Origin of the sequence: Nitratireductor sp. GISD-1A_MAKvit (assembly GCF_040819555.1) — a bacterium.
Lineage (GTDB): Bacteria > Pseudomonadota > Alphaproteobacteria > Rhizobiales > Rhizobiaceae > Nitratireductor.
In genome coordinates this window covers 1,535,104-1,554,478 of sequence record NZ_CP161920.1, presented here as the reverse complement: position 1 = coordinate 1,554,478, position 19,375 = coordinate 1,535,104, and the positions used below count along the sequence as shown (strand labels likewise).

Genomic DNA, 19,375 nt, shown 5'->3' with positions numbered 1-19,375 from the left:
TTCAATACGGATGCCCTGTTCCCGTTCTGCACCACGATCAACCCGGTGCGACCGCCTCGACGGTGAAGATGGACGCGCCTTCCTCGGCTGCATCATCTGCACGGTAGTCGCCAAAAACGCGGACCTTGCCGAAACCAACGGAGCGCAGGGCCAGTTCGAATTCCAGAAGCCCCCACAGACGCAGGTGGAAAAACTGCAGTTCGCTGGCCAGAAGGCGCCCTGCACGCCAATGCTCATAGCGAAGCTGCGAGAGTGTTGTCTGACGCTGAAAACTGGTCTCGACGCGACTTTCCACCAGTGTGAGGATGTCCTCACCCGTGCGCCACTGACGGGCCGGAGTGACTGTTTCGCCGAGACACGCCAGCGCATCGAGGTCGAGGATCAGCCGGCCGCCGGGCAAAAGTGCATCCAGAAAGCGTTTCAGCACCGCCAGTGCCTGCACGGGCTCGGTTATCAACTGAAAAGAACCGGTGGGGATTATGATGGCACCGAAGCGCGTGCCGTATTCGAAACTGTCAAAGCGGGCTATGTCGACGGGTGACGGCAGGCCGCGCGCCTCGCACTCGCGGCGGCAATGGGCAACCATGTCTTCAGAAGCATCGAAGCCGCGTATATCGATCCCTGCTTCCAAAAGCGGGATGAGAACGCGCCCATTGCCCGCGGCAGGCTCGAGGACCGGTTCGCGACAGCCCGAAAGGCGCTCACGGTAAAACTCGATATCGCCAAAGGAGCGACCGATGGGCTTGTCGAGGTGGTAGACCCATGAAGCGAGGGTGCCGTAGGTGTTTTCCATGACGCGCTCTTCCGCTTTGCCAATGCTGGCACGCCCGTGGCACCTCCCGCAACGGTTGCAAACCGGCCAGAGCCGGTCTTTCACGAGGCCACGGACAGAAAATCCCGCGCTCAGCGCGCGCCGAGGCGCGCCAGAACCCTTGGGGGTATGGCAAGATCGGCAATCACATCGTCATGCCTGCGCAGACCGCAAAGTTCACGCTGGATAAAGTAGTGGTGCACCGCATCGGCCGCCAGATGGAGGCAGCGCCGAGCCTCCTGCCCGCCTTTGGCATCAATTTCTGCAAGGCGCTTGAGCGCCACTTCCGCCCGGCGTCCGGCATGGCCGAGCGACGAGGGCCCTGTTCGGCCACGATCTCGGTATGCAGCACGGTGTCACCGCTGACGGGGTGGGCCACGAGGCCGGTTGCGGAGGCAGGGAGCTTTAACATGGCAGCAACCGCTTCTGTCTCGCTCGACAATCGGAACGTCTACCGAATATCGTGCCGCGACTTACAATCATGTTCAACCTGGAGCACGGAACAGGAGGCTGGCAACCATGCGCCCCTGAAGACGGCACGCCGCACGCCTACGGCCACTTCACCTCGGGCGGAAGGCTGGACAGGATGGAATTGACATTGCCACCGGTCTTGAGACCGAAGATCGTCCCCCGGTCGTAAAGCAGGTTGAACTCCACATAGCGGCCGCGCCGCACCAGTTGCTCCTCGCGGTCGGCTTCGGTCCAGTTGGTGTTGAAGTTCTTGCGCACCAGATGCGGATAGACGACCGTGAAGGCCCGCCCCACATCGCGCGTGAAATCGAAGTCGGCCTGCCAGCCGCCTTTCTCTTCCGGCGAGTGCAGCCAGTCATAGAAGATGCCGCCAATGCCGCGTGGCTCGTCGCGATGCGGCAGATAGAAATACTCATCGCACCAGGTCTTGTATTTCTCATAGTCAACGATGGCCGCATGGCGATCGCAGACAAAACGCATGGCCTTGTGAAAGGCTTCCGTATCCAGGTCTTCCTGCGTGCGTCGACGATCCAGCACCGGCGTCAGATCGGCCCCGCCCCCAAACCACTGGCTGGTGGTGACCACCATGCGGGTGTTCATGTGAACGGCAGGTACATGCGGGTTTTGCGGATGGGCAATCAGCGAGATGCCGGACGCCCAGAAGCGCGGATCCTCCTCCGCGCCGGGTATCTGCTTTCGGAACTCGGGCGAAAACTCGCCAAAAACGGTGGAAACATGGACCCCCACCTTCTCGAACACCCTGCCATGCATGACCGACATGACGCCGCCGCCACCCTCGCCGCCGTCACGCTCCCATGGTGTGCGTTCAAAACGGCCGGGGGTTCGCGACGACAGTGGCCCGGTCAACTCATCCTCGATGTTCTCGAAGGTCGCGCAGAGCCGGTCACGCAGTTCCTCAAACCAGGCACGCGCGTTCGCTTTCTTGTCCTCGATATCGTCCGGCAGGCCGGCTGGGAGTTCTGGTCTTTCCATCTTCGTTCCTCTCGCCCGATCCTACGCGATGGCGCGACAGGCGGACAGTCCTACAAATGACTCGCAATTTTCACTTGCGTTGCCTAATCTTCTTATCCATCGGGTCAAGGAGTTCTTTCGTGCGTGTGCCCGCAAAACCACCTCTGGAGGGGCTGAAGCGCAGTCTCGACAAACATCGTGCAAGGACGGGCCGCCTGCCCCGCGATGGTTTTTTGCGGGAGAGTTTTGCCCTGCCCCGCGCTCAGGCGCGCGAAAAAGCCAGAGAATGGCTGGAACGCTGGCCCAAACAGGCCTACTGGACGGAAATCGAGAGCTGGTGCGAGCGGCCCGGCGATGTGATCGAGTTCACCATGCGCCGATTACCAACGGCGGATTAGGGCGCACGAATGCCCTGTTTCATCGAGCCCGACTGAAAGGGCTCGAAAACGTCTGGACATTTCTTCTGCGAATGAAGCAAGTCTTTCCGCGAATGCAGCAAGGCATGTGACGCCGGTCGAAAACGGCGCACGGTGCGGGCTATCCCAGCTGTCTCAGCGCCTCGCCGGCAGCGATGGCTGCACTCATGGCGAGGTTGAGGCTTCGGGCGCCCTGCTGCATCGGAATGACAAGACGCGCATCCGCGGCATGATGCACATTGTCCGGGACGCCGACGGTTTCCCGTCCGAAAAGCAGGATGTCGCCTTTCGAATAACCAAATTCCGTGTAGCGCGCTTCTGCCCTGGTGGTGAAAAGAAGGAGGCGGCGCCCCTCGCCCTTCCGCCAGCGCTCGAACACCTCCCAGGATGAATGACGAATGAGCGCAGCCCGCTCGATATAGTCCATTCCCGCCCGTTTGAGATTGCGGTCCGACAGGTCGAAACCGGCCGGCTCGATCAGGTCGACCGTGAATCCGAGGCACGCGGCGAGGCGGAGTATGGCCCCGGTGTTTCCGGGAATGTCAGGCTGGTAGAGCGCGATACGCAATTTGCTGTGTCTCTCGACATGGCTGGCTGTTGCATTCCGGTTACACTGTTTCAGAGGAAAACAAAATGGGACATGAAGAGATGGCGGGTTATGCAACCGTGAGCGTAACTCCACCATCTTCAACGCGAACCGCTTGAGACAAGCATGACCACGCCTCGACGTTGCATCATCTGGCTCCGCACCATCGGCCGGAAGGCCTGACGGCGGACACGGTTCGGAACGCTTCTTCTGACTTCCGACAGCGACGCGTCACAGGCTGGAGGCGTGGGCGCTGACGATCGGCGCCACGACAATGGCCGCGCTGTCCCGGAACAATGCGGGGCCATCGCGACCAGTTGTCCGACGTGGACAAGAGATTGCCGACAGGTGAGCGCCAGGAGGGGTGGGCCAGGCTGTGGAGACTGTTCCAGTGACTGGTTTTCTCACGGCTTCAAAGATATTCCTCCGCCTCCCCTGGCCCATCGCAGAGCAGGAGGCCTGCCGGCCTCCCCACAACCTGTGATGGGCATTCCACACACAAAGGCACTGGCCAAACACGGCCGCTGCGGTTATAAATCAGCTCCTTTCAACGAAAACCGCTGGAGGCGGCAATGGACATCACGATGTTTATCTCCTTCGCCGGCCTGCGCCCGTGGATCACGGAAACGCACAAGGCCTGACGGCGGGTTTCGTTCTTTCGCTTTTTCACCACAGTCAAAGCAGCGCGCGAGCGAATCCGCCGACCGTTTCATCCGGTTGACACAATGGATTTGCATCATGACTGCACGCATTCACAAAGGGGACATCGCGCCCCACAAGAACAGTCTCGCGAAAACCGATCCGGCCATCTGCGCACTCAGGCGCGGAAACAACATCGCTCCTGTCGCCTCCCTTTCAGGAGCATTCAGGGCCGCACTCGGCAAGCCCGCGGTCCCGCCACATGATAAACCCCTTTCAACGGGCAGTAGCGGGCACCCCCCTCCGCTGAGTACGGGTCCCTTGACGGGGCCGGGCACAACGCGAACGAACGTCCCGGCGGTATCCGTACCGCGCAAGGGCCACAGATAGCCGAGCAACCGGCAAGCATCGCTTTTCCGCCAGCTGCCGCCCGCGGAAAAGCTTCTTAAACACAGACCACCATCCCGCGAACGTGAATCAACAACTCACGTTCGCGGTGTCCAGAATGAAAGACGCCTGAGACGATGTTTCAATGGTTTGAACAAAGGCTTGAGCCTTTTCCGCACGAGGAGCCGCAGGAGCCGCCCCGCACATTCTTCGCCTTCTGCATTCATTTCACGAAGGGGGCATGGCCCTATGTCCTGCTGGGAACATTTCTTGTGGCGGCCATCGCAATCGCGGAGGTCTGGATGTTCGCCTTTCTGGGCGACATCGTCGACTGGCTGTCGAATCGCGACCGGGCCACATTCCTGGACGAAGAAGGGCTAAAGCTCATCGCCATGGCGGGATTCATTCTTGTGATCCTGCCTGGGCTGATCCTGCTTACCGGACTCAACAACCATCAGATCCTGATGGGCAATTATCCGATGAGAATCCGCTGGCAGGTGCATCGCTACCTGCTGAAGCAGTCCATGAGTTTCTATCAGGATGAATTCGCCGGCCGCATCGCCACCAAACTGATGCAGACCGCGCTGGCGGTGCGCGAGTGCGTGGTGAAGACCTTCGACGTGTTCAACTACGTCGTGATCTACTTTGTCGGAATCCTGTTCCTGACCGCCTCCGCCGACTGGCGCCTGTCTCTGCCGATCATTTTCTGGCTCGGCGGATACCTTGCACTGATGGTCTATTTCATCCCGCGTCTTGGCAAGGTGGCGCAGAAGCAGGCCGATGCACGCTCGATCATGACCGGGCGTGTGGTGGACAGTTACACAAACATCCAGACGGTGAAGCTGTTCTCGCACGCGCAGCGTGAAGCCGGCTTCGCACGGGAAGGGATGAACGGCTTTCTGCAGACGGTCTACACCCAGTTCCGCTATGTCACCGGCCTTTACGGGCTGCTCTATCTCCTGAACTCGGCCTGCCTTGTCGCCGTGGGCTATCTCTCGATCACGCTTTGGATCGGAGGCGAGATATCGGTTGGCGCCGTAGCGGTCGCCATCGGGCTGGTACTCAGGCTCTGGAACATGTCGCAGTGGATCATGTGGGAGCTGACGGCCCTGTTCGAGAATGTCGGCACGGTTCAGGATGGTATCGGTTCGATTTCGATGCCCAGAACCGTGGACGACAGGCCCGGCGCGAAAGCGCTTGCCGTACCGGAGGGTCGGATCGAATTCGAAAACATCGGCTTTCACTACGGCAAGAAGGGCGGTGTGATCGAGGATCTCTCGCTATCGGTAAAACCTGGCGAGAAAGTTGGTCTGGTGGGGCGTTCAGGTGCCGGCAAATCCACACTCGTCAACCTGCTGCTGCGCTTTTATGACCTGGAGCGCGGACGCATCCTGATCGATGGGCAGGACATCGCGACGGTTACGCAGGATTCGCTGCGGGCCGAGATCGGAATGGTGACGCAGGACACCTCCCTGCTGCATCGTTCCGTGCGTGACAACATTCTCTATGGCCGTCCCGACGCAACCGAAGAAATGATGCTGGAGGCGGCACGCCGTGCCGAAGCGATGGGATTCATCGACGGCTTGACCGACCCGAAAGGCCGAAAGGGGTTCGACGCCCATGTGGGCGAGCGGGGTGTGAAACTCTCCGGGGGCCAGCGTCAGCGCATTGCCATCGCCCGCGTCATGCTGAAAGGTGCCCCAATCCTCATTCTCGATGAGGCGACATCGGCACTTGATTCCGAGGTGGAGGCGGCCATTCAGGAAAACCTCTACCGCCTTATGGAGGGCAAGACGGTGATTGCCATTGCGCACCGGCTTTCAACCATCGCTGCGATGGACCGCCTTGTCGTCATGGACAAGGGCCGCATCGTCGAAGAAGGCACGCATGAGGAACTGGTGGCCGCCGGCGGCCTCTATGCAAGCCTGTGGCAGCGCCAGTCCGGTGGATTTCTCGATCTGGAATCAAGCGAGGCGGCGGAATGAGCGTAGACGAGAAAAGCAAGGAACCGCCCAGGTCCGAAAGCTGGTGGCGCAGCGTCGAAGGGGTTATCGATCCCTTTGGCGACACCGGGCGTTCCGTGCTGCCGGTCAAGGCGCATGAGTTCATCCTGTTTTTTGCGAGGCAGGCGAAATGGCCCTTTGTGCTGCTTCTGATCGCCGGTGGCCTGATGGGCGCCGTCGATGCCGGGCTCTACTGGGCGCTTGGCTGGCTGATCGATCTTCTGGACTCGTCTTCGCCACAGACACTGCTTGCCAACCATTGGGAGAAGCTTGCAGGCTTCCTTGCGCTTCTTCTCGTGATCCGCGCTGTGGTGATCATCGGCAACACGATCCTTGAAGAACAGGTGATCGCACCCGCCTTTTACCAGCGTGTGCGCTGGCAGGCATTTCGACGGGTGATCGAGCAGCCCTACGAGTTCTACCAGAACGACTTTGCAGGCCGCATCGCGACCAAGATTCTGCAGGGTGGCGAGGCCACGGGCGATTTCATCATCAATGTGCTGCAGACCATGTGGAGCTTCCTCACCTTCGTGGTGCTGGCTGCCTCCATCCTGACCGTGCTCGACCCGCTCATGGGGCTGGTGGTCCTGCTTTGGCTTGTGACCTATGTGGCGATCGCACGCTACCTGCTGCCCCCACTGCGGCGTGCAGGACGCCGCACTGCCGACCAGCGCTCGATCCTCAACGGGCGCATGGTCGACGCTTTTACAAACATCCTCGCGGTCAAGCTGTTCGACAGCGGCCAGCGTGAGCATTCCTATGTGCGCGAGGGCATGGCGCATTTCCTGAGTGCGGTGCAAAAACTGACGCGCGCCATCACCCGGGTGCGCGTCACGGTTGCCATCGTCAACGGTTTCATGATGGCCGCAATCTTCGTTCTTGCCGTATCACGCTGGCTGGACAGCGCCATTACCACCGGCGAGATCGCGGCCGCGATGGGGCTTGTCTTCCGACTCAACCAGATGTCGGGCTGGATGATGTTCAACATCAACGGGCTGATCCGCAATTACGCGACCGTGCAGGATTCCACCACCGTGGTTTCGGTGGAGCCAGCCATCCGCGACGCAGAAGATGCAGCGGACATGGCGCGTGCGAAAGGCGACATCCGCTTCGACAACGTCACGTTCAATTATGGCAAGGAAAGCGGTATCATCGAGGGGCTTGACCTCCACATCAAGCCGGGCGAGCGGGTCGCGCTGGTCGGACCTTCGGGGGCCGGCAAGACCACGATCATAAACCTGATGCTGAGGCTTTTCGAGGCCGAGCACGGGAAGATCCTGGTTGATGGTCAGGACATAACCCGGGTGACCCAGACATCGCTGCGCAGCCAGTTCGGCGTGGTGAGCCAGGAGCCGATGCTCATGCATCGCTCGATCCGCGAAAACATTGCCTATGGCCGGGGCAAGGCCAGCGAAGAGGACATCATTGCCGCGGCGAGACGTGCCTCGGCTCACGAGTTCATCCTCGACGTGTCGGACCCGAAGGGGCCGCACCGGCTATGACGCGGTGGTGGGCGAGCGCGGCGTCAAGCTTTCGGGAGGCCAGCGCCAGCGCATCGCCATTGCGCGCATGATGCTCAAGAACGCCCCGATCCTCATTCTCGACGAGGCAACCTCTGCGCTCGATTCAGAGATCGAAGCCGTGATCCAGGAAAATCTCGAGCGTCTGATGGAGAACAAGACGGTGATCGCCGTTGCGCATCGCCTCTCCACCATTGCAGCACTCGACCGGATCATCGTGCTGGATCGGGGGCGCATTGTGGAGGAAGGCTCCCATGCGGCGCTGGTTGAACGGGACGGGCTTTACGCCCAGCTCTGGAAGCGCCAGTCCGGCGGTTTTCTTGGCGGGAGGATGGCGGCCGAGTAGCGCCGAAACGAACCGGCGCCGAGGCGGGAAACCGGGCCGCGATGCCGCTGTTTTCGCGCCCCGGATCACGCAGTGGCAGGTCGGCCAGCTGCTGCATCGACATCACACGCAGCGCCGGATGCGTGAGCGGATCGTGCCGCCATTCGGCTTCCTCCAGTGCTGTCCGAGCCGCATGATAGCGCGCTCTGAAAGCCTTAAATTTTATAAAGAAAAACTCTATCATCTCATTCCCTTTCCTTCGGAAAGAGGCTTCAAAGATCTACAATCAGTGCACGTTGGGCTAATTTCAATGGAGTTTGCCTGGGGATCGTTATAGAAAAGCTATATGAAACATCTGCCAAGGGTTCATCTGAACGGATTGCGAGCCGTGGAAGCGGTCGGCCGCGGCGGCTCGCTGGGCGCTGCCGCAGAAGAACTGGGTGTTTCCGTTGGCGCCGTCAGTCAGCAGGTGCTCAAGACCGAGGCGCAACTCGGCGCGGCGATTTTTGAACGGACGGGACGCGGCATTCGCCCGACAGCGCTAGGGCGTCAATTTATCGAGCGGCTCGGCACAGGGTTTCAGACCCTCGATTCGGCGGTCGCCATGACGCGGCACGACTCGGATTCGGTGCTGACAATATCGGTGGCCCCGGTGTTCGCTTCCAAGTGGCTGGTGCCCAGACTTGCACGTTATGCGAGGGCGCATCCTGAGACCAAACTGCGCCTTGAGGCAGCCATCGACCTTGCTCATCCCGACAGCACGGATATCGATCTGGCCATCCGTGTGGGGGAAGGAAACTGGGCGGATGTGCGGGCAGAATATCTTCTGCCGCAGGAGGTGTTTCCCGTCTGCGCCCCTTCGATTGCCAAGGCTTTGGAAACGCCCGAAGACGTTCTGACCGCGCCCATCATTCGCGATGCCAATTCCAATATCGAATGGGATGTGTGGCTGAAACCGCTTGGCCTGGACGAACGGGACCTTGCGGAGGGGGACACATTTACCGACGCCTCACTTTGCCTCGATGCAGCGATCGCCGGTCAGGGCGTGATGCTTGCGTGGCACACGCTTGCACATGATGCATTGCGTGGTGGCCAGCTTGTGGCTCCCTTTCGCGAGCGCGCGAAAACACGCTTCAGCTACTGGCTGATCACCTCCAAAAACCGCCCCGAGCCCAACAAGGTGCGCGCGTTCAAGGCGTGGCTGAAAAGCGAAATCGCGCAGATGCTGGCGGAGTGAACATGAGCCGCAAGCGCAGCGTCCGCTTGCCTAGAACGCTTTTCGTATCCGGCAACCTCTTGCCGCATTCCATGTTATAATTCATGCCACGCGTAAACCGAGAACAGGAGGACAGTCTCATGAAGGAGTTTCATTGCGGCTCGCTCGTTCCAGGCTGCGACTGGCATACCCGCCATGAGGAAGAGGCGGAGGTCATCCGCCGGGCAGCCGAGCACATGCGCGAGGCGCATGGTGAAACCGTGATCCGCGAAAGCATGGTGGAAGCCATCCGCTCACGCATCACCGAATCCCGCAACGCTGCCTGACAACGTGGCCCCGCCGGCTCTCTCAGCCGGCGGACGAGATCATTGCCGCGGCGCGCTCCAGAAGCGCGTCGCGTTTCAGTGAGAAATCCGAAGCGATCCATTCCTCCTCCAGACTGGTCAGAACTTCTCCGACCGCCTTCCCCTTTTCCAGGCCCAGTTTTGCCAGATCGTTTCCGTTGACCGGGAATGACGGCTTTTGCCATGCATCGGCGAGCTTCATCAGACGGGTATAGCCGGCGGCCTCCATCAGTGCCGCATCATCCTCCGATGCGCGCGCGCGCGCACTGACCAGCGCCAGTCTGAGACGCCATGAAAGACCTTTTGCATCAGCCCTGTAGGCAGTTTTCCTGAATCCCTCTTCACTCAGATCCGCCGCCGGGAGCGGCGCGGCAGCCCACTCCTCCAAAGCCGTTCTTTCAACGTTGGAAAGACGCAGTCGTTTGCCGAGCTCCGCGATGCGCGGCGCATGGGGCGGAATGATCGCGGCCAGCCGCAGAAGCGGGTCGGGCTGCCAGTCAAGTGTCTGCTCCGCATCCACAAGCGGACCAATCGTGTCGATGCCCCATTTTTCCGATTCCGGCAGGATTTTCGTCAGGACGCCTGTCTGGCGCATCCACAGGAGCGCGCGTGAGGGATCTGATGCAGACAGGAGTTTTTTCAATTCGGCCCACACCCGTTCGGCGGACAGCCGCTCCAGCCCGTCACGGTGGCGTGCACAGGCCTTGAGCCCCGCTGCATCGGGGCGGCCTCGCCCATACCAGGCAAAGAAGCGGAAAAACCGCAGGATCCGCAGATAATCTTCAGTGATCCGTGTATTGGCATCACCGATGAAGCGCAGGGTCTGGCTTTCGAGATCCTTCAGGCCGCCCACAAGATCGATAATCTCGCCATCCGCGCGGGCATAAAGCGCATTGATCGTGAAATCGCGCCGCTCAGCATCGCTGCGCCAGTCCCGCCCGAAGGTGACACTCGCATGGCGTCCATCGGTTTCCACATCCGCACGCAGCGTGGTGACCTCATAGGCGCGGCCATTGGCGATGACCGTGACCGTGCCATGGTCGATGCCAGTGGGAGCAGTGCGGAACCCGGCCCGGCGCGCGCGGCGCACCGTCTCTGCCGGTTCCGTGGTGGTGGCGATGTCGATGTCTGTGACGGGCTGCTGCAGGAGCGTGTTGCGCACCGCGCCGCCCACGACCCGCGCCTCATCTCCGTCCGTGGACAGTGCGGCAAGCAGTGTCTGCAGCTTCTCGTCTGCAAGCCAATGTGAATCTGAAATCAAGCGCTTGTTCATCAAGCATAAAGTCTTTCGTAAAGAGTGCGAATGATGCCCGCCGTCACCCCCCAGATGAAGCGCTCGCCGAAGGGCATGGTGTAATAGAACCGCTCCTTCTCCTGCCAGAGACGGCTCTCGCGTCGATGATTGGCTGGATCCATCAGGAAGGCCAGCGGCACCTCGAAAGCGGCATCCACCTCGTCGGGGTTGATGCGCAAATCAAAGCCCGGTTGAACAATGCCCAGAACCGGTGCGATCCGGTATCCGCTGCCGGTGGAATAATCGGGCATGCGTCCGACCACATCGACCGCATCGGGAAGAAGACCGATCTCTTCATCCGCCTCGCGCAGGGCGGCGGCTTCCGGTGAAGCATCCTCTGGATCGATACGCCCCCCGGGAAAGGCTATCTGGCCGGAGTGATTGCGCAGCGCCTTCGTGCGCTGGGTGAGGATGACCGACGCGCCATCCGCATGGTCGACCACTGGAACAAGTACCGCCGCATCGCGCAGGCCGGGCCGCACGATCATTTCACGCAGATCCGGGTTGAGGCTGTGATCGCCGTAATCTTCCGCGCCTGCGGGCCCCTGCTGACGCGCCGCGCGACGGCGAAACTCGTCGGCTGAATAAAGGGTTCTGGAGGCGCCCACCATGGTCATTGCGACAGCCTGTGCAACTCGGCAACGGGCATGACGGGAAACACCGCCCCGCGCGAACGGATGGCAAACATCAAGCGTCCATCGATCTCGATCTCCTCTCCGGCCTCCACCAGATCATACATGACCGAGCGCGCCACCAGAGCCTCGAGCCGCCCGCGCACATGCAGATAAGGCTTCAATCCGCCGGTTTCCGGCTGATCCACAAAGCGCAACTCGTGCTGGGGACTGGCTTCGACCAAGTCGCCGACATTGGTGCGAAAGGTGAGTGCCTGCGCCTCTCCCTTTCCGGTCACAGCCATTTCCACAGCAAGGAACGGGGCATCTTCAACGCGGATCCCCACTTTTTCCACCGGAGTTACGAGATAGGTTTTGCCATCCTCATCCTTGCGCAGAACGGAAGAGAAAAGCTGAACCAGCGCCGGGCGCCCGATCGGTGTTCCCATGTAGAACCAGGTGCCATCGGCGCGGATCTCCATATCGAGATCGCCGCAAAACGCGGGATTCCAGCGCTCCACCGGCGGCGCGCCCTTGCCCGAACGGGCGGCGCGCGCGATCATGGCCTCCAGGCTGGCGGTGTCCGCGGCTCCGGCAAGGCTCGACGTGCTTTTGCTCGTTTTCTTGTTCATGGTCACGAAATAGTCACTGTTGTTTCGCTTGTCAGCCTTGTTGAGTGTTTTAAATTTGCCAAAGGGACGTGAAGGCACGATTCGCTCCAGACACGTGCCGGTGTGATCCGTTCCTGCTGCCCTTTGGTCGCGCGGGGCTTTCAATGAGGATCGAGACGGCATGAGCATTGTTTCCAAAAACGAAGTCCCCGGCAAAGAAACCATGAGCGACAAGGAAATGGTCGCTGCTGCCGAGCGTGCACTGGCGGACATCGCCAAGGTGCGCGATGGCGTCGGGCAGGTGATCTTCGGGCAGGAAGCGGTGGTGGAACGCACGCTTGTGGCGATCCTCGCCGGTGGACACGCACTGCTTGTCGGTGTGCCCGGACTTGCAAAGACAAAGCTGGTGGAGACATTGGGCGTGGTGCTCGGCCTCGATGCACGGCGCATCCAGTTCACGCCGGACCTGATGCCCTCCGACATTCTGGGTTCGGAAGTGATGGAGCAGGACGAGAAGGGCAAGCGCTCCTTCCGTTTTCTGCCCGGTCCGATCTTCTCACAGCTTCTGATGGCCGACGAAATCAACCGTGCGAGCCCCCGCACCCAATCCGCACTCCTCCAGTCGATGCAGGAATATCACGTGACGGTGGCCGGCCACCGGCATGACCTTCCCGCACCCTTCCATGTGCTCGCGACACAGAACCCGCTGGAGCAGGAAGGCACCTATCCCCTGCCCGAAGCACAGCTCGATCGCTTTCTGATGCAGGTGGACATTCTCTATCCCGAACTCGACGCGGAGCGGCGCATCCTTCTCGAAACAACAGGCACCGATGAAGCGGAGGCAAAAAACGCGCTTTCGCCGGAGCGGCTGAAGGAAATCCAGATGCTGATCCGCCGCATGCCCGTTCCCGAAAGCGTGGTCGATGCCATCCTTCAGCTGGTGCGCACTGCAAGACCGGGTGTCGGAAACCCCGATACGGACCGCCACGTGGCGTGGGGGCCCGGCCCGCGCGCCAGCCAGGCCCTGACACTCTGTGCCCGTGCCCGGGCGCTTTATGACGGCAGGCTCGCGCCTTCAGTGGACGATGTGCGGGCACTGGCCGAGCCGGTGCTCCAGCACCGAATGGCATTGACCTTCGCGGCACGGGCGGAAGGCATGACCGTGCGCGACGTGATCCGGCGGCTCGTGAAGGCGATCGACTGATGGACCCCGCGCTCCGGATAGGACCCTGATGGCGAAGATCGGCGACGTTTCCGCACCGGTCGCATCGAGCGATGCGCTGGTTCGCGCGCGCGCACGGGCCGCGCTGATGCCCGACCTGCTCGTGGATGCAAAGCGCGTTGCCAACAATGTGATCGCCGGCTGGCACGGACGCCGCAAACGCGGGATCGGTGAAAATTTCTGGCAGTTCCGACCCTATGTGGACGGCGAAGCGATCTCGCGCATCGACTGGCGGCGCTCCGCGCGCGACGACCATCTTTATGTGCGGGACCGCGAATGGGAGGCGGCCCATACGGTTTGGCTCTGGGCCGACCCGTCGCCCTCCATGCTCTACAAATCCTCGCTGGCGCCAACACCCAAGGAAGCGCGGGCGCTGGTGCTGACCTTTGCGCTGGCAGAACTCCTGTCGCGAAGCGGCGAGCGGATCGCATGGCCAGGCGTGACCGACCCGTTTTCAGCCCGCAATGGCGCCGAGCGGCTGGCGGCCCAGCTCATGCATACCCCAGACCTGCCGGCCCGGCCCGATCTCATGCAGATCCGCCGTTTCTCCGATGTGGTGCTGATGAGCGACTTTCTCGATCCGGTGGAAGAAACCATCGCCTGGCTCGACCAGTTGGCGAGCCGCGGCGCACGCGCCCATCTGGTCGAGGTGGCCGATCCGGCCGAAGAGAGTTTTCCCTACACCGGTCGCACCGAATTTTCCGATCCTGAAACGGGCGAAAAGCTGACGGCAGGCCGTGCCGAAACACTGGCCGAAGATTACCGACGGCTTTATCTCGCCCGCCGTGAGGAACTGGCTTTCTGGTGCAAACGGCTTGGCTGGAGCTACACGGTGCACCACACGGACAAGCCCGCAGCGCAGGCGCTGGTCGCCGTGCACAATGCCATGAGCACCGATGCCGGCTTTGGCATGGAGGGAGGCTTGTGAGCTGGCTTTCACTCTCGTTTGCGCAGCCATTCCTGCTTTGGGGCCTGATCGCCCTGCCAGTGATCTGGTGGCTTCTGCGTCTGACCCCGCCACGGCCCCAGACGGAGACCTTTCCGCCACTGAAAATTCTGGCGCGGGTGGCAAAACGCGAGGAAACACCGCACAAGAGCCCGTGGTGGCTGACGCTGCTGAGGCTGTTTTTGGCCGCACTGGTGATTCTGGCGCTGGCCGACCCGGTGCTGAACCCGCGAGAAAAGGCGACGGGCGATGGTGATGCACTCGCCATCGTGCTCGACAATGGCTGGGCTGCGGCACCCGAGTGGGATGAACGCGTGGCCACGGCGGCGCGCCTCATCCAGGATGCCCGCGCCAATGAACAGCCCGTGGTGCTGGCGCTGACGGCTGAAGAGCAGAACCAGGAAATCGGCCCGTTCGATGCGAATGCAGCGCTGGAACGACTGAACGCCGCGCAGCCGCGACCCGTGCCGGGCAACCGGCCGGCCATTTATGGCCGGGTGGCTGGAGCGCTTGAGGAATTTGCGGGCGCCACAATCGCTGTACTCACCGACGGGCTGGCCATGAATGGGGACGAAGCAGCCTTTGCCGAGCTGTTCTCCGGTGGGCCGGCTCAAATCATGTGGGCCCAGCCTGAGCGCCTCGGCCTGCTGGCGGCCACGGATACGCAGAATACGGCCGAAGCCTTCGAGATCACGGCGACACGCGCAGCGAACGACACCGGCCCCGCGTCAGGCCGTAGCCTATGCGAGTGACGAGAGGGGCCGACGCATCGCCGAAACCACCATTACCTTCGGCGCGGGAGAAGACCGGGCCGTCGGCACCATGCGCCTGCCCTTCGAACTGCGGAACGATTTTGTTTCCGTGGAGATCGAGGGTCAGAATCAGGCCGCAGGGCTGCGGGTTCTGGACGAAAACAGCAAGCGCCGGCGCATCGGGCTGATTTCGCAGAGCGAAGGGGATCAGGCGCAACCACTGCTTTCGCCTCTCTATTATATCGAGCGCGCGCTCGCGCCCTTTGCGGATCTCATGGAGCCGTCGACCGCAGAACTGACGGAAGCATTGCCGGAACTTTTGGAACAGAATCCGGCAGTGATCATCATGGCGGATGTCGGCACATTACCGGCTGGCCCACGACAGGCACTGATCGACTGGGTGAATGGCGGTGGCACGCTGGTGCGTTTTGCCGGCCCCAGGCTGGCGGCAGCCGACAATGACGAGGATCTTCTGCCCGTTCGTCTCAGGCTGGGCGAACGTTCGCTCGGCGGCGCGCTCTCCTGGACGGAACCACAGCCGGTAGCAGAGTTCCCGGACAATGGCCCCTTTTCCGACCTGGCACCGCCGCGCGACGTGACGGTGAACCGTCAGGTTCTGGCCGAACCCTCGCCCGATATCGTGGAGCGGAGCTGGGCCAATCTGGCCGACGGGACGCCTCTGGTGACCGGCGTCTCGCGCGGCGAAGGCCAGATCGTTCTCTTTCACGTAACGCCGGAGGCCACGTGGTCGAACCTGCCGATCTCCGGCAGCTTCGTGGAAATGTTGCGCCGGATCGTTCAGCTCTCACGCAATCAGGGTGCCCTCGACAATGCGAGCGCTGACGGCGGGCGGGCGCTTGCGCCCTATCGACTGATTTCGGCGCAAGGGCGCCTCGTGCCACCGTCGGGAGAAGCCGAGCCGCTCACCGCAGGCACAAGCGCCGTCACGCTGAAACATCCTCCCGGCCTCTATGGCAGCGAAGAAGGTGTTGTGGCACACAATCTGCTCGCCCCTGATGTCGAGCTCTCCCCGATTGACCGGCCTGAGGCTCCTGCCCCGATGACGACGATCTCTTACGGCCTCGACGAGCAGATGCCATTGAAAGGGCCACTCTTTGCTGCCGCCCTCGCACTGCTTGCGCTCGATACGCTGGCTGTTCTCTGGCTCGGGGGGCGGCTGCGCCGCAGACCGCAACTGGCAACGGGTGCGGCCACCCTATTGGCCATGGGCCTGACGCTTGCCATCATGTCACCGGAGGCAGCCCGTGCGCAGGATGAACGCACCGGCGAAACAGAGGCGATCGAGGCGATTTCGCAGACGCGCATCGCATATGTGATCACCGGGCTTTCCTCGCTCGATGCAACGAGCCGCGCCGGTCTTCGCGGATTGTCGAGGTTCCTTGCAGCCAAGACGGCGCTGGAGCCCGGGGAGCCTGCGGGTGTCGATATCGTCACCGACGAGCTTTCCTTCTACCCCCTGATCTACTGGCCCATTGACCCCGACGCACCGATGCCGAGCGAAGAGGCGATCGCCCGCATGGACGCCTACATGCAGTCTGGGGGAACGGTCCTATTCGACACACGCGATCAGTATTCAAGCGGGTTCGGCTCGGATGCCGTGACACCCGCCACGCAGCGCCTGCGCGATATCCTTTCCGGCCTCAACGTGCCGCCGCTGGAACCGGTGCCCGAAGATCATGTGCTGACAAAATCCTTTTTCATCCTGCCGGAGTTTCCCGGCCGCTATCGCGGCAGCCCGCTCTGGGTGGAAGCTTCGCTCGACTCCGCGATCCGCACCGACCGGCCCGTTCGGGTGGGCGACGGCGTGACCCCGATCATGATCACCGGCAACGACCTTGCCGGCGCCTGGGCGATGGACGCCAGTGGCGAGCCACTTTTACCGACCGTGCCAAACGACCCGCTGCAGCGCCTTTATGCCTATCGTGCCGGGGTGAACATCATGATGTACATGCTCACGGGAAATTACAAATCGGATCAGGTCCATATACCGGTCCTTCTGGAACGGTTGGGACAGTAGCATGAACTGGTCACTCAGCTTCGAACCGTTTTTCTCCTGGCCTGTGCTGGCAATGCTGCTCGTCCCGGTTGCATTGTTGGCACTTGCAGGCCTGTGGACGCGACAGCGCGGCGCCTGGCTGAGGCTCGCTGCGCTGGCAGCAATCGGCGCCGCATTGGCCAATCCCGTTCTCCTCGATGAAGAGCGCGAACCGCTCAAAAGCGTGGTGGCCGTTGTGGTCGACGAAAGCCAGAGCCAGACAACGATCGACGGCCGCAGCGAAACGACAGACGAAGCCGCCGCCGAACTGGAAGCACGGCTTGCCCGCTTCAAGCAATTTGAAACCCGCGTGGTGCGCACCGGCCGCACTTCCTCGGCCAGCGAGAATGCACAGACGCATCTTTTCGAGGCACTTGACGGCGCCCTGCGCGACGTGCCGCCCTCCCGCGTGGGCGGCGCAGTGCTGATCACTGACGGCCAGGTGCATGACATCCCCGAAAATGCGGCAGCAATCGGCGCGCCGATCCATGGCCTGATTACCGGCGAGGCCGACGAGATGGACCGCCGCATCCGCTTCGAACGCGCGCCGCGGTTCGGCATTGTCGGAAAACCGCTGGAGATGACCTATCGCGTGATTGCCACCGGCGACCAGCGCGGGCCGGTGGATGTGCGCGTGATCATCAATGGCGAAGAACTCTTCATCGAAGAGGCGATGATCGGTCGCGAGACACTGCTCGAAATCGACGTGCCGAATGCCGGCCGCAACATCATCGAACTGGCGATCGACCCGGTCGAGGGCGAACTGACGGATGTGAACAACCGCGCGGTCGCGCTGGTCGACGGCATCCGCGAAAACCTGCGTGTTCTGCTGGTTTCAGGCGAACCGCATTCGGGCGAGCGCACCTGGCGCAACCTTTTGAAATCCGATGCCTCGGTGGATCTCGTTCACTTCACCATTCTGCGCCCGCCGGAGAAGCAAGATGGAACGCCCATCAACGAGCTCTCGCTGATTGCCTTTCCCACACGTGAACTCTTCGTGGAGAAGATCGACGATTTCGACCTGATCATCTTCGACCGCTACCAGCACCGCGATGTGCTGCCGATCCTTTATTATGACTATATCGCCGAATATGTGGAAAATGGCGGCGCGCTGCTGATTGCGGCCGGGCCCGAATTCGCCGGCAACCAGTCCATCGCCCGCACTCCGCTGATCGCCGCCCTTCCCGGTCTGCCGACAGGCGATGTGCTGGAACAGGGTTTTTATCCGCGCCTGACCGAAACCGGCGAACGCCATCCGGTCACGCGCGGGCTTGAAGGGGCGGCATCCGAGCCGCCGGCGTGGAGCCGCTGGTTCCGCCTTATCGGCATCGACCGGCCGGATGGCCAGGTGGTGATGCAGGGTGCCAACGAACAGCCACTACTCATTCTGAACCGCAAGGGCGAGGGCCGCGTCGGCATGTTCCTGTCGGATCAGGGCTGGTTGTGGGCGCGAGGGTTCGAGGGTGGCGGCCCGCATGTCGCGCTCTATCGCCGTATTGCCCACTGGCTGATGAAAGAGCCGGAACTCGAGGAAGAGCGCCTCTCGGCGGCCGGTCGCGGAACACGGCTCGAAATCACCCGCCAGACAATGGAAGACAGTGTTCCGCCCGCCGAAATCACCACGCCCTCGGGCAATGCGCTCACCGCCGAGCTCGGTCCTGCGGGGGCTGGCCGTTTCTCGACGAGCCTGGAAACCAGTGAAATTGGCATTTTCAGCATTGCCAATGGCGAGCTGACGACGCTTGCCCATGTCGGGCCGGTCAATGCACCGGAGTTCGGGGACATGGTTTCAACGGAAGACAAGCTTGCGCCAGCCGCCGATGCGACGGGCGGGTCAGTGCAAAGGATTGCCGATGGAGACCTGCCCAACATCGTTCCCGTGCGCCGCACCGGCAGCGCCTCCGGCAATGACTGGATCGGGTTCAGGACCACCGACGACAGCATTTTGAAAGCGGTGCGCCGAGTGCCGGTCTTTACCGGCCTTCTGGCGCTCGCACTGCTGCTCTTCGCCTTTGGGGCTATGTGGTACCGTGAGGGGCGCTGAACGCCTGCGCGCCCTCCTGCTGTCAGCAGGTGTATGTCACCGGCTCTCCGGCACTGTTGCGTGTTTCGCAAATGCGCCTTTTCCCGGGTTTTCCCCCTTTGACATAGGGCGGCGGGGTGGCTTCCCCTGACAGGGCGCCGGGCCCGCGC

16 protein-coding genes and 1 pseudogene are annotated in these 19,375 nt (G+C 61.8%); 10 read left to right on the top strand and 7 right to left on the bottom strand.

What is annotated here, in order from left to right; genetic code table 11:
• Positions 1–37 precede the first annotated feature (37 nt).
• From AB2N04_RS08705 to hemF, 3 genes are all read right to left on the bottom strand, one after another.
• Entirely contained in the window at positions 38–793 is a 756-nt protein-coding gene (locus tag AB2N04_RS08705; RefSeq protein WP_367718397.1) for a class I SAM-dependent methyltransferase, read from the bottom strand.
• Between the two features lie 110 nt (positions 794–903).
• Entirely contained in the window at positions 904–1,095 is a 192-nt protein-coding gene (locus tag AB2N04_RS08700) for a DUF6665 family protein (protein ID WP_367718396.1), read from the bottom strand.
• Positions 1,096–1,360: 265 nt separating this feature from the next.
• On the bottom strand, positions 1,361–2,275 hold the full coding sequence (hemF, locus tag AB2N04_RS08695; protein ID WP_367718394.1) for an oxygen-dependent coproporphyrinogen oxidase: 915 nt from the start codon (positions 2,273–2,275) through the stop codon (positions 1,361–1,363).
• 119 nt (positions 2,276–2,394) lie between these two features.
• Between hemF and AB2N04_RS08690 the strand changes: the two genes are divergently transcribed.
• A complete protein-coding gene (locus AB2N04_RS08690) occupies positions 2,395–2,652 on the top strand; it encodes a hypothetical protein (RefSeq protein WP_367718393.1) in 258 nt (85 codons plus the stop codon).
• A 139-nt stretch (positions 2,653–2,791) separates the two neighbouring features.
• Here the strand turns inward: AB2N04_RS08690 and AB2N04_RS08685 are convergent, their stop codons facing one another.
• On the bottom strand, positions 2,792–3,238 hold the full coding sequence (locus AB2N04_RS08685) for a tRNA (cytidine(34)-2'-O)-methyltransferase (protein ID WP_367718391.1): 447 nt from the start codon (positions 3,236–3,238) through the stop codon (positions 2,792–2,794).
• Between the two features lie 1,181 nt (positions 3,239–4,419).
• Here AB2N04_RS08685 and AB2N04_RS08680 point away from each other — a divergent pair.
• From AB2N04_RS08680 to AB2N04_RS08660, 5 genes are all read left to right on the top strand, one after another.
• Complete coding sequence (locus AB2N04_RS08680; protein ID WP_367718390.1) at positions 4,420–6,267, top strand: ABC transporter ATP-binding protein; 1,848 nt, start codon at positions 4,420–4,422, stop codon at positions 6,265–6,267.
• Positions 6,264–7,787 (top strand): ABC transporter ATP-binding protein, encoded by a 1,524-nt coding sequence (locus tag AB2N04_RS08675; protein WP_367718388.1) that lies wholly within the window; start codon positions 6,264–6,266, stop codon positions 7,785–7,787. Before AB2N04_RS08680 ends, AB2N04_RS08675 begins: the two co-directional genes overlap by 4 nt.
• A 7-nt stretch (positions 7,788–7,794) precedes the next feature.
• Positions 7,795–8,151, top strand: a complete 357-nt coding sequence (locus tag AB2N04_RS08670; protein ID WP_367718386.1) for an ATP-binding cassette domain-containing protein — start codon at positions 7,795–7,797, stop codon at positions 8,149–8,151.
• Positions 8,152–8,476: 325 nt separating this feature from the next.
• Positions 8,477–9,367, top strand: a complete 891-nt coding sequence (locus AB2N04_RS08665; RefSeq protein WP_367718385.1) for a LysR substrate-binding domain-containing protein — start codon at positions 8,477–8,479, stop codon at positions 9,365–9,367.
• Positions 9,368–9,486: 119 nt separating this feature from the next.
• Positions 9,487–9,672 carry a DUF1059 domain-containing protein gene (locus AB2N04_RS08660; RefSeq protein WP_367718383.1) on the top strand — a complete coding sequence of 62 codons (186 nt, stop codon included), beginning with the start codon at positions 9,487–9,489 and terminating at the stop codon, positions 9,670–9,672.
• Between the two features lie 22 nt (positions 9,673–9,694).
• Here the strand turns inward: AB2N04_RS08660 and AB2N04_RS08655 are convergent, their stop codons facing one another.
• Genes AB2N04_RS08655 through AB2N04_RS08645 form a run of 3 tightly spaced genes read right to left on the bottom strand, consistent with a single transcriptional unit; the run spans position 9,695 to position 12,227 of the window.
• A complete protein-coding gene (locus tag AB2N04_RS08655; protein WP_367718381.1) occupies positions 9,695–10,963 on the bottom strand; it encodes a CCA tRNA nucleotidyltransferase in 1,269 nt (422 codons plus the stop codon).
• Positions 10,963–11,595 (bottom strand): CoA pyrophosphatase, encoded by a 633-nt coding sequence (locus AB2N04_RS08650; protein ID WP_367718770.1) that lies wholly within the window; start codon positions 11,593–11,595, stop codon positions 10,963–10,965. Before AB2N04_RS08650 ends, AB2N04_RS08655 begins: the two co-directional genes overlap by 1 nt.
• A 2-nt stretch (positions 11,596–11,597) precedes the next feature.
• Positions 11,598–12,227, bottom strand: a complete 630-nt coding sequence (locus AB2N04_RS08645; RefSeq protein ID WP_367718769.1) for a DUF1285 domain-containing protein — start codon at positions 12,225–12,227, stop codon at positions 11,598–11,600.
• Between the two features lie 160 nt (positions 12,228–12,387).
• Here AB2N04_RS08645 and AB2N04_RS08640 point away from each other — a divergent pair, with 160 nt between their 5' ends.
• The 4 genes and pseudogenes from AB2N04_RS08640 (at position 12,388) to AB2N04_RS08625 (ending at position 19,226) form a co-directional block, all read left to right on the top strand.
• Positions 12,388–13,410 (top strand): AAA family ATPase, encoded by a 1,023-nt coding sequence (locus tag AB2N04_RS08640; protein ID WP_367718380.1) that lies wholly within the window; start codon positions 12,388–12,390, stop codon positions 13,408–13,410.
• Positions 13,411–13,438: 28 nt separating this feature from the next.
• Positions 13,439–14,356, top strand: coding sequence for a DUF58 domain-containing protein (locus AB2N04_RS08635; RefSeq protein WP_367718378.1), 918 nt, complete (start codon positions 13,439–13,441; stop codon positions 14,354–14,356).
• Positions 14,353–17,164: pseudogene (locus tag AB2N04_RS08630) on the top strand (DUF4159 domain-containing protein). Before AB2N04_RS08635 ends, AB2N04_RS08630 begins: the two are co-directional and overlap by 4 nt.
• A 1-nt stretch (position 17,165) precedes the next feature.
• Positions 17,166–19,226 carry a hypothetical protein gene (locus AB2N04_RS08625; RefSeq protein WP_367718376.1) on the top strand — a complete coding sequence of 687 codons (2,061 nt, stop codon included), beginning with the start codon at positions 17,166–17,168 and terminating at the stop codon, positions 19,224–19,226.
• Positions 19,227–19,375: the final 149 nt, after the last annotated feature.

Bases quoted from the DNA above. Each gene is read 5' to 3' on its own strand.
- AB2N04_RS08705 (WP_367718397.1), bottom strand. From the start codon at position 793: ATGGAAAACACCTACGGCACCCTCGCTTCATGGGTCTACCACCTCGAC.
- hemF (WP_367718394.1), bottom strand. From the start codon at position 2,275: ATGGAAAGACCAGAACTCCCAGCCGGCCTGCCGGACGATATCGAGGAC.
- AB2N04_RS08680 (WP_367718390.1), top strand. From the start codon at position 4,420: ATGTTTCAATGGTTTGAACAAAGGCTTGAGCCTTTTCCGCACGAGGAG.
- AB2N04_RS08675 (WP_367718388.1), top strand. From the start codon at position 6,264: ATGAGCGTAGACGAGAAAAGCAAGGAACCGCCCAGGTCCGAAAGCTGG.
- AB2N04_RS08665 (WP_367718385.1), top strand. From the start codon at position 8,477: ATGAAACATCTGCCAAGGGTTCATCTGAACGGATTGCGAGCCGTGGAA.
- AB2N04_RS08660 (WP_367718383.1), top strand. From the start codon at position 9,487: ATGAAGGAGTTTCATTGCGGCTCGCTCGTTCCAGGCTGCGACTGGCAT.
- AB2N04_RS08655 (WP_367718381.1), bottom strand. From the start codon at position 10,963: ATGAACAAGCGCTTGATTTCAGATTCACATTGGCTTGCAGACGAGAAG.
- AB2N04_RS08650 (WP_367718770.1), bottom strand. From the start codon at position 11,595: ATGGTGGGCGCCTCCAGAACCCTTTATTCAGCCGACGAGTTTCGCCGT.
- AB2N04_RS08645 (WP_367718769.1), bottom strand. From the start codon at position 12,227: ATGAACAAGAAAACGAGCAAAAGCACGTCGAGCCTTGCCGGAGCCGCG.
- AB2N04_RS08640 (WP_367718380.1), top strand. From the start codon at position 12,388: ATGAGCATTGTTTCCAAAAACGAAGTCCCCGGCAAAGAAACCATGAGC.
- AB2N04_RS08635 (WP_367718378.1), top strand. From the start codon at position 13,439: ATGGCGAAGATCGGCGACGTTTCCGCACCGGTCGCATCGAGCGATGCG.
- AB2N04_RS08625 (WP_367718376.1), top strand. From the start codon at position 17,166: ATGAACTGGTCACTCAGCTTCGAACCGTTTTTCTCCTGGCCTGTGCTG.